General features: G+C 35.5%; 8 protein-coding genes. All 8 read left to right on the top strand.

Going from position 1 to position 14,046, the window contains the following annotated elements; all coding sequences use genetic code 11:
- Nucleotides 1-13: 13 nt before the first annotated feature.
- The gene (locus M0D21_RS21535; protein ID WP_248333378.1) at nucleotides 14-1,171 is read left to right on the top strand and encodes a homogentisate 1,2-dioxygenase; all 1,158 of its coding nucleotides are present in this window, start codon (nucleotides 14-16) and stop codon (nucleotides 1,169-1,171) included.
- A 146-nt stretch (nucleotides 1,172-1,317) separates the two neighbouring features.
- On the top strand, nucleotides 1,318-2,457 hold the full coding sequence (gene hppD / locus M0D21_RS21530; protein ID WP_248333376.1) for a 4-hydroxyphenylpyruvate dioxygenase: 1,140 nt from the start codon (nucleotides 1,318-1,320) through the stop codon (nucleotides 2,455-2,457).
- A gap of 389 nt (nucleotides 2,458-2,846) precedes the next feature.
- The gene (locus tag M0D21_RS21525) at nucleotides 2,847-3,623 is read left to right on the top strand and encodes a DUF3108 domain-containing protein (RefSeq protein WP_248333374.1); all 777 of its coding nucleotides are present in this window, start codon (nucleotides 2,847-2,849) and stop codon (nucleotides 3,621-3,623) included.
- Nucleotides 3,624-4,589 (top strand): tryptophan 2,3-dioxygenase family protein, encoded by a 966-nt coding sequence (locus tag M0D21_RS21520; protein ID WP_248333372.1) that lies wholly within the window; start codon nucleotides 3,624-3,626, stop codon nucleotides 4,587-4,589.
- Between the two features lie 13 nt (nucleotides 4,590-4,602).
- Nucleotides 4,603-5,856: a peptidoglycan DD-metalloendopeptidase family protein gene (locus tag M0D21_RS21515; RefSeq protein ID WP_248333370.1), complete on the top strand. Its 1,254-nt coding sequence runs from the start codon at nucleotides 4,603-4,605 to the stop codon at nucleotides 5,854-5,856.
- Between the two features lies 1 nt (nucleotide 5,857).
- Entirely contained in the window at nucleotides 5,858-7,498 is a 1,641-nt protein-coding gene (pgi, locus tag M0D21_RS21510) for a glucose-6-phosphate isomerase (RefSeq protein WP_248333369.1), read from the top strand.
- Between the two features lie 276 nt (nucleotides 7,499-7,774).
- Nucleotides 7,775-10,378, top strand: coding sequence for a TonB-dependent receptor (locus M0D21_RS21505; RefSeq protein ID WP_248333367.1), 2,604 nt, complete (start codon nucleotides 7,775-7,777; stop codon nucleotides 10,376-10,378).
- 280 nt (nucleotides 10,379-10,658) lie between these two features.
- The gene (locus M0D21_RS21500; protein WP_248333365.1) at nucleotides 10,659-13,904 is read left to right on the top strand and encodes a TonB-dependent receptor; all 3,246 of its coding nucleotides are present in this window, start codon (nucleotides 10,659-10,661) and stop codon (nucleotides 13,902-13,904) included.
- The last annotated feature ends 142 nt before the right edge of the window (nucleotides 13,905-14,046 follow it).

Below are 14,046 nucleotides of genomic sequence, written 5' to 3'. Positions count from 1 at the left end.
AACTTAAACAATCATGCCTTTTTATCATTCTTTAGGAAAAATACCGCCTAAGCGGCACACCATCTTTAAAAAACCTGATGGTACCTTATACTACGAACAATTATTTGGAACTATTGGTTTCGACGGAATGTCTACCAATCTTTACCATGAACATAGACCCACGCAGGTCAAAGAAATTAAAGGAAGTTATAGTGTTGCACCAAAAATTGCCATTGGAAACAATATTAAATCCTACAGATTACATGGATTTAAGATAGCTCCTGAAAAAGACTATCTTCAAAGTCGGAAAAATGTACTTACCAATAGTGATGTAAGTATTATTTTGGCTGCACCTCAAGACTCAACTTCAGATTATTTTTATAAAAACACTGATGCCGATGAACTTATTTTTGTTCACCGTGGAAGTGGGAAATTTAGAAGTCATCTGGGTAATATAGATTTCAAATATGGTGATTACATTTTGATCCCTAGAGGAACTATTTACAAACTTGATTTTGACACTACCGATAATCGACTTTTTATTGTTGAATCTCGAAGACCAATTTACACACCAAAAAGGTACCGTAATTGGTTTGGGCAACTTCTCGAACACTCTCCTTATTGCGAGCGTGATTTAAGAGCTCCGCACGAATTAGAAACCAACGATGAAAAGGGTGACTTTTTAATCAAAGTAAAAAAACAAGATGAGATTTTCGATATGGTGTATGCAACTCATCCCTTCGATGTAGTTGGGTATGATGGCTTTAATTTTCCATATGCATTTTCTATACATGATTTTGAACCTATAACCGGAAGAGTACACCAACCACCACCAGTACATCAAACTTTTGAAACAGACGCTTTCGTTGTATGTTCTTTTGTGCCCAGGTTATACGATTATCATCCAGAGGCTATTCCTGCTCCTTATAACCATAGTAATATAGATAGTGATGAAGTACTATACTACGTCGATGGTGATTTTATGAGCAGAAACGATATTGACGCCGGACATATTTCTTTGCATCCAGCCGGTATTCCTCATGGGCCACACCCTGGAGCTGTAGAAAGAAGTATAGGAAAAACCAAAACAGACGAGCTAGCTGTAATGGTAGATACTTTCAAACCTCTAATGGTTACCGAAGAAGCGATGCAAATTGCAGATGAAAGTTACCATAAGTCTTGGTTAGAATAAAATGGGACACATAAAGACTTGTTGATATGCTAAATTTCAGAATAGATATAACACCTCACCTAAGAGCTATGTGGTAGCTTAAATGATTAACTATAGATACGTTCTTTTTTTATTCATTTAGTAACTCATTATAAAACAACATTATTATGTCAACCAATATAACACCTCAGGATTTAGAAAAAATAGTTCCTCAAGCTGAAGATTTTCTTCCCTTGTTGGGAACCGATTATGTAGAACTCTATGTTGGCAATGCCAAACAAGCAGCATATTATTACCAAACCGCATGGGGTTTTGAACCTATAGCCTATGCTGGTTTAGAAACAGGAAAAAAAGACAGAGTTTCTTATGTGCTACAACAAGATAAAATACGATTGGTGCTCACATCTCCTCTTCAACCAGATGGTGACATCAACCAACATATCAATGCTCATGGAGATGGAGTAAAAGTAGTTGCTTTATGGGTAGACGACGCAACTAAAAGTTTTGAAGAAACAGTAAAGCGTGGAGCCAAACCCTATATGCAACCTACAACCGAAAAAGATGAACATGGTTCTGTAGTTTTCTCTGGAATTCATACTTATGGAGAAACTGTACATATTTTTGTTGAGCGAAAAAACTATAATGGTGCTTTCTTACCTGGTTACATGGCATGGAACAAACCTTATAAAACCAAATCTACTGGTCTAAAATACATTGACCATATGGTAGGAAATGTAGGATGGAATGAAATGAACAAATGGTGCGAGTTTTATGCTAAGGTAATGGGATTTGCTCAATTGGTTTCTTTTGATGACAAAGATATTTCTACTGAATATACGGCACTTATGAGTAAGGTAATGAGTAATGGAAATGGACGTATTAAATTCCCAATTAATGAACCTGCCGAAGGAAGAAAAAAGTCACAGATAGAAGAGTACATAGATTTTTATAACGGAGCTGGCGTACAGCACATCGCTGTGGCAACCGATAACATTATCGAAACCGTATCTCAACTACAAAACCGAGGAGTAGAATTTTTAACTGTTCCTTCTACCTATTACGATACAGTTTTGGATCGTGTGGGTGAGATAGACGAAGATCTTGAACCTTTAAGAGATTTAGGAATTTTAATCGATCGCGATGATGAGGGATATCTTTTACAAATTTTTACAAAACCAGTACTAGATCGTCCAACAATGTTTTTTGAAATTATACAACGTAAAGGAGCACAGTCATTTGGAAAAGGAAATTTCAAAGCACTTTTTGAAGCCATTGAGCGTGAACAAGAACAAAGAGGAACGCTGTAGTTAAAAAATAATTTCACATATTCCAATAAAGAGCGTTAATATCTTGAGAAAATTGAAAAATTATGTGTTTTGGTCTAAATTTTTGTTAAAATTCATAATAAAAAAACGTTTTCGTTTGAAAATTATTCAAAAAAGTTGATTTTTGCATTATGAGTGGAGTGGTTACCACTTATATCTAAAACAATAATTATTCTCATAATTTAAGTTTTTAGTTGGTTAATAAAAGTAAAAAAGAGAGCTGTGGTGGCTCTCTTTTTTTGTTATTTTGATATTTTGATAACAATATCAATTTTTATGTCTTCGCATTAAATAGTACTTTTGGAATGGATATTGTTAATACGTAAATCCGAATAGCTTACGTTATATATGTACAAACAATCCCAAATACTATGAAAAAGCTTGTTTTATTCATCTGTTTAGTAATAGCATCTACTACTATAGCCCAGGAAAATCACAAAGCATTTGATTCTGGTGAATGGTTTAGATTTAGAATCCACTATGGATGGTTTACTGCCAGTTATGCAACCTTAGAGGTAAAAGATGAAGTATTAAACGGTATGCCCGTTCATCATATCGTAGGAGAAGGAAAGTCTTCTGGTGTATTAAGTGTCTTTTTTAAAGTAGAAGATTTGTATGAAACCTATATCGATAAGAAAGAAGTTAAACCTTATCGATTTATTAGAAAGATTAATGAAGGAGGCCATACCAAAGACATAGAGATTAATTTTGACCACGGCCAACACGAGGCTTTGGTCTTCAATAAAAAGTACAATACAAAAAAGACATTTTCTATTAAAGATGGTGTACAAGACATGATGTCTTCTTTTTACTATCTAAGAAATAGTATTAACACCACATCGCTAAAAAAAGGTGATGAACAGTTTGTAAACATGTTTTTTGATAGTGAAAATTACCGTTTTAAGTTAAAGTTTCTTGGAAGAGAGGTTATTAGAACTAAAATGGGTAAAATTGCATGTTTAAAGTTCAGACCTTACGTTCAGGCCGATCGTATTTTTAAAGAAGAAGAAAGTATGACTGTTTGGGTAAGCGATGATGATAATCGCATGCCTGTTAGAATAAAGGCAGATATATTAGTGGGCTCCATAAAAGCAGATCTAGATGCCTTTAAAGGCCTGAAACACCCTTTTAAAGTAGTAATAGATTAAATGAATGAATCTATAAAACCAGAAATTGCTGAAAAAATAAAGCAATTAGAAAAAAAATTTAAAAACTCAGGTCAAGACCTAGGTTCTTATTTAGATGGCTTACTTCATGATAGATATCTCACCTATTGGGATTATATACATTTAGACACCTTACTCAGTTTACAAATACCGAGAACTCATTTCCCAGATGAAGAGATTTTTATTACCTATCATCAAATCACAGAGCTCTATTTTAAGTTGATTATTCATGAGTTAAAGCAAATCATTGATGATAAACTACAAAATGCAGATTTTTTTACTTCAAAACTTAATCGGGTAAATCGTTATTTCAGGGTATTGATCAATTCGTTTGATGTAATGATTAAAGGTATGGATCGAGATCAATTCTTAAAATATAGAATGTCTCTTCTTCCTGCCAGTGGTTTTCAATCGGTACAGTTTAGATTAATAGAAATTTACGCTACTCCTCTTGTTAATTTAGTAAACACGAAAGAGAGAGATTTGTTTTCAGAAAAAGATAAATTAGAAGAGGTTTTTGAACATCTCTACTGGAAATCTGGAGCTACAGATATCGAAACTGGTGAAAAGACGCTTACCTTAAAGCAGTTTGAGTATCGATATACACCAAGAATGATGCGTATCGCTAAACAGGTTCAAGCAACAACAATCTATCATAAATACCTAGAACTCCCAGAAAAAGAACAAAATAATGTGCACCTTATCGAAGCATTACGTACTTTTGACACCAATGTAAATATTAACTGGTTATTGATGCACATGGGAGCCGCTTTCAGATATTTGAACAAAGAAAGAGGTGAAGTTCTTGCAACTGGTGGTACCAATTGGAAAAGCTTTCTACCTCCTAGCTTTCAAAGAATTATATTTTTTCCTTCTCTTTGGAGTGAACAGGAAAAAGAAGACTGGGGAAAGCAATGGGTTACCCATCAATTTAATACCGCAAAATAAAAATAGTCATCAGTTGAAGCAAATAGGTTACCTACTGCTACTTATGGTAGTAGTATTTTCATGTCAAAAGGAAAAAAAAGAAACGAATACAGTTGTTCCTGAAGTTAAAGAGGAAGAAAAAAAACCCCCGGTTGTAAGGGAGTTTGGCTATATACTCGATGATTTCAAGGTAGTAAAAGATACTATAAAACCTGGTGACAGTTTTGGTGAAATAATGGATAACCACGGTATTACCCGAGCCAAAGTATTCGAAATTACCAACAAAATTAAAGATACGTTCAATGTAGCTAGAATACAGGCAGGTAAACCCTATATGCTACTTAAGGCAAAAGACACTTCAGAAAAAGCCCAAGTATTTGTATACCAAAACAATAAAATCGACTATACAGTTATTGATTTTAGAGACAGTATTATAGCCAGTAAGAGAAAAAAACCAGTAAAACTAGTTGAAAAAACTGCTTCAGGAACCATAAGTAGTAGTCTGATGCAAACTTTTGACGACCTAGATCTAAATTTTCTGGTAGCCTATAATATGGCAGATATCTATGCATGGACTATAGATTTTACTCGACTTCAGGCGGGAGATCGTTTCAAGGTTATGTACACCGAGAAGTTTATAGATGATACCATTCCTGCAGGAGTAGATCAAATCAAGGCTTCTTATTTTGAACATAGAGGAAAACCAGTATATGCTTTTAGATTTAAAGACGACTCTATTAATAATTCAATAGACTATTTTGATGAAGAAGCCAATAATTTAAGAAGAGCTTTTTTAAGAGCTCCTGTAAAGTTTAGTAGAATATCTTCAAGATACAACCTAAGACGTAGGATCAAATATTATGGCAATAAAATAAGACCACATAGAGGAACAGATTTTGCCGCTCCTATTGGCACACCCATTTTAGCCACAGCCGATGGAATTGTTACTAAATCTGAACGTAGGGGCGGAAATGGTAAATATGTAAAAATAAGGCATAATGCGACTTATGACACACAGTATTTACATATGAGCCGACAAGCTGTAAAAGTAGGTCAATTTGTGCGACAAGGAGATGTAATAGGCTATATTGGTATGACTGGAAACACCAGTGGCCCGCATGTTTGCTATCGATTCTGGAAAAACGGAAAGGAAGTAGACCCTTTTAAACAAGACTTACCCGCTTCAAAACCATTGGCAGACAGTTTACGCCCTGCATTTTATAACCACATAGAACCTTTAAAAGCAGAGTTAGACAGCATACAATTTAAACCAAAAGAAATTTTATAAAATGGCATTACCAACTATTAATCCCACCACCACAAAAGCCTGGGAAGCATTACAAAAACATTATGAGAGTATAAAAAAAACACATCTCAAAGATCTTTTTAATGAGTCTGCCAGTCGAGCAAATGATTTTAGCATTGCTTGGGAAGATTTTTATGTAGATTATTCTAAAAACAGAATAGATCAAACCACTAAAAAATTACTCCTAGACCTGGCGAGAGAAGTAAAATTAGACGAAGCTATTCAACATTATTTTGGGGGAAGCACTATTAATGAGACCGAAGGAAGAGCCGTTTTGCATACAGCTCTAAGAGCTCCTAGTACTCATGAAATTAATGTTGATTGTAAAAATGTAGTTCCTGAGGTAACCGCAGTAAAGAAAAAAATTAAAAACTTTTGCGATCAGGTTATTTCTGGAGCGCTCAAAGGACATACCGGAAAACCATTTACAGATATCGTAAATATTGGTATTGGAGGTTCAGATCTTGGGCCAGCAATGATCACAGAAGCATTAGCATTTTACAAAAATCATCTTAAGGTACATTTTATATCTAATGTAGATGGAGACCACGTACATCAACACTTGAAAGATCTCGATCCAGAAACCACGCTATTTGTTGTGGTTTCTAAAACATTTTCTACTCAAGAGACGCTTTCGAATGCTACTACCGCCAGAAAATGGTTTATAGAACATGCATCAAAAGATGCCGTAGGAAAACACTTTGTTGCTGTTTCAAGTAATATACCAAACGTTACCAATTTTGGCATAGAAGAGCAAAACATTTTTCCCTTATGGGATTGGGTAGGTGGTCGTTTCTCGCTATGGAGTGCTGTAGGGTTATCAATAAGTCTTTCTATAGGATATGAAAACTTTGCTTCCTTATTAGAAGGAGCCCATAATATGGATGAACATTTTAAAACGACTCCTTTTGAAGAAAACATTCCTGTTATTCTTGGTATGCTAAGTATTTGGTACAATAACTTTTTCAATGCAGAAAGTGAAGCCATTATTCCATATTCACAATATTTACATAGACTTCCTGCATATTTACAACAAGGCATAATGGAGAGTAATGGTAAAAGTGTAGATCGCAATGGAAAAGAAGTTACCTATCAAACTGGAACTATTATTTGGGGTGAACCAGGCACCAATGCACAACATGCCTTTTTTCAACTTATACACCAGGGAACGAAATTAATACCAGCAGAGTTTATAGGTTTTAAATATGCGCTGTTTGAAGATCAAGATCATCAGGATAAACTCATGGCAAATTTCTTTGCGCAAACTGAGGCATTGATGAATGGGAAAACAGAGAGCGAAGTAATTGAAGAACTTTCTTCGAAAAACACCTCTGATGAAAAAATTAAACAACTCACACCTTTCAAAATATTTGAAGGCAACAAACCCACCACTACGGTTTTGATTGACAAACTAACTCCAAAAAGTTTAGGAGCCCTTGTATCTATGTATGAGCAACGAATTTTTGTGCAAGGTATAGTATGGAATATATTTAGTTATGATCAATGGGGAGTAGAATTAGGAAAACAACTTGCTACAAAAATACTATCAGAAATTAACAAAACTGAAAGTTATCAACATGATTCCTCTACACAAAACCTTCTGAAGAGATATTTGAAAAAATAAAAAACAAGGCCCTTAATCTTCATTATTAAGGGCTTTTTTTCTTAATTCTGACGATCTCAAAATGTTAAAGTTGCATGTTTTAAAACAAAAAAAATTAACATTACCCTGGTTAATAACTTTTGAATATCTTCAACAAACTGACTATCAGCAAGTAGTAGAAAATCGTTTACTTTATAAATGCAAAATTTATGTGAAAAACTCTTAACATTAAGGTAAAGTTAGATTCCATAAATCTTTGTTCTTTTGCACGAATTAATTTAACTCATACTATTTATAATGAAAAAGATTACATTATTATTTGTTGTAATCCTCATGGCATTCGTAGGGGAAACGTTTGCACAGGGAGTAGTAACAGGAACCATTTTTGATGGTGAATCAAATGCTCCTCTTCCAGGAGCAAACATTCTTGAAGTACGAACTTCTAATGGAACAACAACAGACTTTGATGGTAAGTTCTCTCTTAAGGTGAATAGCCCAACAGGAACTATCAACATTTCTTATGTAGGATTTGGATCAAAAAACATCGCTTATGATGTAACTAATGGAGATCAGGATTTAGGAACAATTACACTTCAACTTGACAATTCTTTAGAAGAAATCGTAATTGTAGGTTCTGGAGTTGTCGATTTAGCAGAGGATAGAAAAACTCCTATCGCTGTGGCAACTATTAAAGGAGATGACATTCAATTAAAAGCTGCAGGTAACGTAGAATTTACTGAAACGATCAAAAATACTCCTTCGGTATATGTGTCTAACCAAGCTGGAGGATTTGGAGATAGCCAGATTTTCTTAAGAGGTTTTGATAACACTAACACTGCGGTATTATTAAACGGACAACCAATTAACAGTCCTGAAGACGGAAGAGTATTCTGGTCTAACTGGGCTGGTATGTCTGATGTAGCAAACGCAGTACAGGTACAACGTGGTTTAGGGTCTTCTAAACTTGCAATCTCTTCTGTGGGTGGTACTATCAACATTATCTCTAAAACTACCGACCAAAGAGAAGGTGGATTTGTAAGATTATTAGCAGGTAACGATAGCTACGGAAAAGCAACTGTAAGTTACAACTCTGGTTTATCTGATAACGGATGGGCATTTTCTGTATTAGTTGATCACTGGCAAGCACACAGAAAGTATGCTGAAGGTACTGCCGGACAAGGACAGAACTACTTATTCTCTGTTGGATACAAGCCAAACGAGCAAAATACTTTTAATTTCTTAATTACTGGTGCTCCACAGTGGCACGATCAAAATTTCTCTCAAGATCTTGAGGTATATGAAGAATTCGGAGAAAAGCAAAATAGAAACTCTGGTTTCTTAAATGGAGAGCGTTTTACTGAAAGAAGAAACTACTACCACAAACCAGTAGCTAACTTAAACTGGGATTTTGACATCAATGAGCAATTAGACCTATCTACTGTACTTTATGCATCATGGGGACGTGGTGGAGGAACCGGTGGTCTAGGAAGAGGAAGAGTTCGTGTTAACGATAATAATAATGAAAATATCGATTTCGATCGTATCGTTGCCAACAATATTGCTACTGCTGATGCAAATGGTTTCGGTAACTTTGGATCTTCATATATCAGAAGATCATCTGTAAATAACCACAACTGGTATGGTTTACTTTCTAACTTAAACATAGAATTAGAGCAAAACTGGACGTTTGATGTTGGTTTCGACGCTAGATTATATAGAGGAGATCACTTTAGACAAGTAAATGATCTTTTAGGTCTTAACGGTTTCACAGATAACTTTAGAACAGACAGACCTTCAGATTACACATTTACTGAAGAATTTGCTGCAGATCCTTGGTCAGCTTTATTTGATTTTGCAGACGAAGCTAACCGAACACAGTTTGACTACTCAGAAAACATCAATTATGTAGGTGGGTTTGGTCAAGCTGAATATGCAACAGATAAATTTGCTGTATTCTTCCAAGGTGCTGTTTCTACACAATCGTACCAAAGAGAAGGACGTTTTGTTGGTAACGGAGATGGACTTGGAAAATCTGAAAAGTTAAACAAAGTAGGATACAACGTTAAAGGAGGTGCTACATATAACTTCACCCAAGAACATGCAATTTATGCAAACGCAGGATTCTTCTCTCGTCAGCCGTTTTTAGATAATGTATTTGAAGATATCAGAAACTCTAATGCTTTAATTGAGCCTGAAGTTGATAACGAAGAAATTACTGGTTTAGAAGCTGGATACCGTTTTAGAGGTAAAAACTTCGCTTTAAACGTTGATGTCTACAGAACTGAGTGGGCAAACCGTTTCTTAAGTACTGCTGGTCCAGAATTAGCTAATGGAGATTTCACTACGTACAGATTAACAAGTGTAGGTCAGATTCACCAAGGATTAGAATTCGATTTCGAATACCGTCCTGATGGAGGAAGATGGAGATTAAAAGGATACGGTTCTATTGGTAACTGGAAATTTGAAGGAGATTCTCCTTTCATCCTTTCTAATAACGATACTGCAACTATTATTGAAACTGGAGAAATTCCTTTAACTGGAACAAAAGTTGGTAACGCACCACAAACTTCATTTGGTGTTAGTGGATATTTAGATATTCTTGACAACTTATCTGTTGATATGGATTACAATATCTATACTGACCTTTACGGTTTCGTAGATCCTGAAGATGTAGTACAAGCTTCTATCGATGGAACTACGTTCCAAGCACCAAGATTACCTTCTTATGATCTTGTTGACCTTGGAGTTACATATAAATTTACTTTTGGTGATCAAAGATTTACAGTAAGAGGAAATGTTAAGAACTTATTCAACTCAGCTTACATCAACCAATTAGATTCTTTCGGATATTTCTTAGGAATTGGAAGAACTTGGAACGCAAGTGTAAACTACAAGTTCTAATAAGAAAATTATCATATATTTTAAAAACCTCATTCGATATCGAATGAGGTTTTTTCTTTTACACACAACGGTTTATACTTCTTTGAAAACCGAAACCCCTTATTATCACTGTGTTCAGACGGAATAACCTAACCTCAAAACACCAATGTTAATTAACTGAAAGTTAATGTTTTACACCTTCTTTTCATCTCAAAATTACCATTACTTAACTTTTAGATAAGGACAGGTAGTAGTAAGATTGCTTCTTTTGTAGGAAACAATTAACACTCAAATTATTCCAATGAAAAAGATTGCATTTTTATTCGCTGTAATCCTTTTAGCATGTGTTGGGGAAACATTTGCACAAGGGGTAACAACTTCTTCCTTAGGAGGTAAAGTAACAGATAATACAGGAGGCCCTTTACCAGGTGCCAATGTTATAGCAACACATCAACCTTCGGGTACAACATATGGCGCTACAACAGACTTTGATGGATACTATAGAATTTCTGGTATGCGTACCGGAGGACCTTATACAGTAACCATATCATATGTGGGTTTCAATGATTTTAAAAAAGAAAACATTTACCTGCAATTAGGGCAAGCTTTTAGAATTAGTACCCAAATGGTAGAATCTTCTACTGCATTAGACGAAGTGGTTATTCAGGCTTCAAATACTGGGGTATTCAACTCAAACAAAACAGGAGCAGAAACTAATATCTCTCAACGGGATATTCAAAATTTACCTCAAACCTCACGTTCTGTAGCAGACTTTGTAAGATTAACTCCGCAAGCGCAGGTAACAGAAGGTAATGATGGGTTTAGTATATCATTAGCCGGTCAAAACAACCGCTACAATGCTATTTATATCGATGGGGCTGTAAACAATGATGTATTTGGTCTAGCAGGTTCAGGAACCAATGGGGGTCAAACCGGTGTTAATCCTTTCTCGGTCGATGCTATCGAATCTTTTCAGGTACAAATTGCACCTTTTGATGTTCGAATTGCAGGTTTTGCCGGAGGAGCTATTAGTGCAGTTACAAGATCTGGAACCAACGAAATTGAAGGTTCTGCTTATGCCTTTGTAAGAAATGAAGATTTAGCAGGAAAAACGCCTCCAATATTAGTAAACGATGGGGAGTCTAGAGAGAAATTTCCAGAATTTACAGCAACCACCTATGGTGTAAGAGTAGGGGGACCTATCATAAAAGATAAGTTATTCTACTTTGTAAATTACGAAAGAGAAGACAGAGAAGTTCCTCAACCTTATAATATTAGCAACTATAATGGTAACACTAATACCTTAGCTGCAATTGAAGATCTTAGAACACGAACTCTGGCTACTTATGGGTATGATATAGGCGGGTTCCAAAACAATATCACTTCTTTAGAAAGTGATAAGCTTACCATCAAAGTAGACTGGAACATAAATGAAAACAACAAACTTTCTTTTAGACATGGTTATGTAAAAGGAGATAACCTAGAGGCTAGAAATTCTGATAACGACGCTATCGGGTTTTTAAATGGATCTGAAAGGTTTGTCACAGAAACGCATTCGTCTGCCCTAGAAATTAATTCATCTATAGGATCAGATTTCTCTAACAACCTCATTATAGGTTATACTAGAGTTCGAGACGATAGAGATCCAGATGGAGCTGCTTTTCCTACGGTAAGAATCGCAGATGGCTTAAACGCTTTTCGTTTTGACGAAGGTTTGATTTTTGGAAATGAGCCCTTCTCTACGGCCAACTTATTAGACCAAGACATCTTTACCTTTACCAATAACTTTGAGATTTATAAGGGAAAACACACCATTACACTTGGTACACATAATGAATATTCTAAGATCAAAAACCTATTCTTCGCCTTTAACCACGGAGACTACACTTTTCTTACAGTTGATGATTTCTTAAATGGGCAGCCTGTGAACTTTTATCAAAGAGAGTATTCGTTGGTAGGAAGTGGTGCAGTTGGTGACAACTCTGATGGTGCTGCTGAATTTGATTTACTTCAATTTGGTTTTTATGCTCAAGATGAAGTTCAATTTACCGATAACTTTAAAATCACAGCTGGTCTTCGTTTCGATATTCCTATCTGGGAAGATGGTGCCGTTAACAATGATTTTAACAACAGAACTATTCCATTACTAGAAGCTGCAGGATATGATTTACAAGGTGCACGTGTAGGAACAGGAGTTGACACACAAGTATATGTCTCTCCAAGAGTTGGTTTTAACTGGGATGTAAATGGAGCTCGCACTACACAAATACGAGGAGGTTTCGGTATTTTCACATCAAGACTACCGCTAGTATGGCCAGCTGCAACTTATAATAATAATGGTATTACAGGAGGCCAAACAAGAAGTTTTGACTTATCTGATCCTGTAATCTTTAACCCTAACGTAAACGAACAACCCGTAAACGTTCAGCCAGGAACTGGTGGATTAGGAGGATCTATAAATTTATTTACTCCAGATTTTAAATTACCTCAATTATTCAAAGTCAATTTTGCTATCGATCAAAAACTTCCATTCTGGGGACTGGTTGCCAGCGCAGATTTTCTTTGGAACGATAATATTAATGCTCTTTATTATCAACAGTTAAACATTCAAGGGGTAGCTGGCACATTGGTAGGCCCAGATAACAGACCTTTCTATAATGACGATGAAATTGATGATACATATGGAGATATTATTCTAGCTTCGAATACTGGAGAAGGAAACTCATGGAATGCAAGTGTTACCCTTAGAAAACCATACGATAATGGATTCCAGGGTCAAATATCATATTCATATGGTGATGCAGAATCTATTTTCGACGGAACATCATCGAGAAACATTTCACAGTGGAGAGGTATAGAAACTGTAAATGGTAAAAACGCACCACAACTAAGTCGATCAGACTTTGCGCAAGGGCATAGAATTAATGCAAATATGTCTTACGAAATAAAATGGAACGATAACATTAAAACCACTATCGGAGTATATTATGAAGGAGCTCAGTCTCAACCGTATTCTTTCATATACCGAGGAGCTCTATTGGGTGATAATAGAACCGACAATGCGTTAATTTATGTTCCTGCAGATGCTAGCGAGATAAACCTCGTTCCTTTCACTGATAGAGATGGAATTGAAGTTACTCCAGCACAACAGTGGCAGCAATTAAATGCATTTATAGAAGGAAACGATTATTTGAGAGATAGAAGAGGCCAATATGCTGAAAGAAATGGAGATCAAGGTCCTTGGAGCCATGTAATTGACCTTCGTTTTGTACAAGATTTCTCTATTAAATTTGGAGACAAAAACCACACTTTACAAGCTACGGCAGATATCAATAACTTTACTAACTTGTTAAATAAAGATTGGGGTAAACGTAAATTTATTCCTGGAACGGTAAGCTTAATCAATGTTGAACAAGGAGGGCCAAACCCAGAGTTTACCTTTGACCAAAGTAGAGTTGCCAATGGTATCGAACAAATTACCGATACAGGAAGGTTAAACTCTTCAAGATGGCAAATGCAAGTAGGTTTACGTTATATCTTTAACTAAGAAGTTATCATTTTTAAATACAAAGAGGCCTCATTCTGGTTAGAATGAGGCCTCTTTTATTTTTATATGTTATCTATTTATTCAACTACTATTTTACGTAATGCATTTCCATAGGGTGTTTCTAACACCACGGCATATACTC

This window comes from Aquimarina acroporae (assembly GCF_023195925.1).
GTDB lineage: Bacteria > Bacteroidota > Bacteroidia > Flavobacteriales > Flavobacteriaceae > Aquimarina > Aquimarina acroporae.
Note: the sequence above shows the minus strand (reverse complement) of the source record. Positions and strands in the feature narration are given on the sequence as shown.

Excerpts from the sequence above, each read along its gene's own strand:
- pgi (WP_248333369.1), top strand. The coding sequence starts at position 5,858 with ATGGCATTACCAACTATTAATCCCACCACCACAAAAGCCTGGGAAGCA.
- M0D21_RS21520 (WP_248333372.1), top strand. The coding sequence starts at position 3,624 with ATGAATGAATCTATAAAACCAGAAATTGCTGAAAAAATAAAGCAATTA.
- M0D21_RS21525 (WP_248333374.1), top strand. The coding sequence starts at position 2,847 with ATGAAAAAGCTTGTTTTATTCATCTGTTTAGTAATAGCATCTACTACT.
- M0D21_RS21505 (WP_248333367.1), top strand. The coding sequence starts at position 7,775 with ATGAAAAAGATTACATTATTATTTGTTGTAATCCTCATGGCATTCGTA.
- hppD (WP_248333376.1), top strand. The coding sequence starts at position 1,318 with ATGTCAACCAATATAACACCTCAGGATTTAGAAAAAATAGTTCCTCAA.
- M0D21_RS21535 (WP_248333378.1), top strand. The coding sequence starts at position 14 with ATGCCTTTTTATCATTCTTTAGGAAAAATACCGCCTAAGCGGCACACC.
- M0D21_RS21500 (WP_248333365.1), top strand. The coding sequence starts at position 10,659 with ATGAAAAAGATTGCATTTTTATTCGCTGTAATCCTTTTAGCATGTGTT.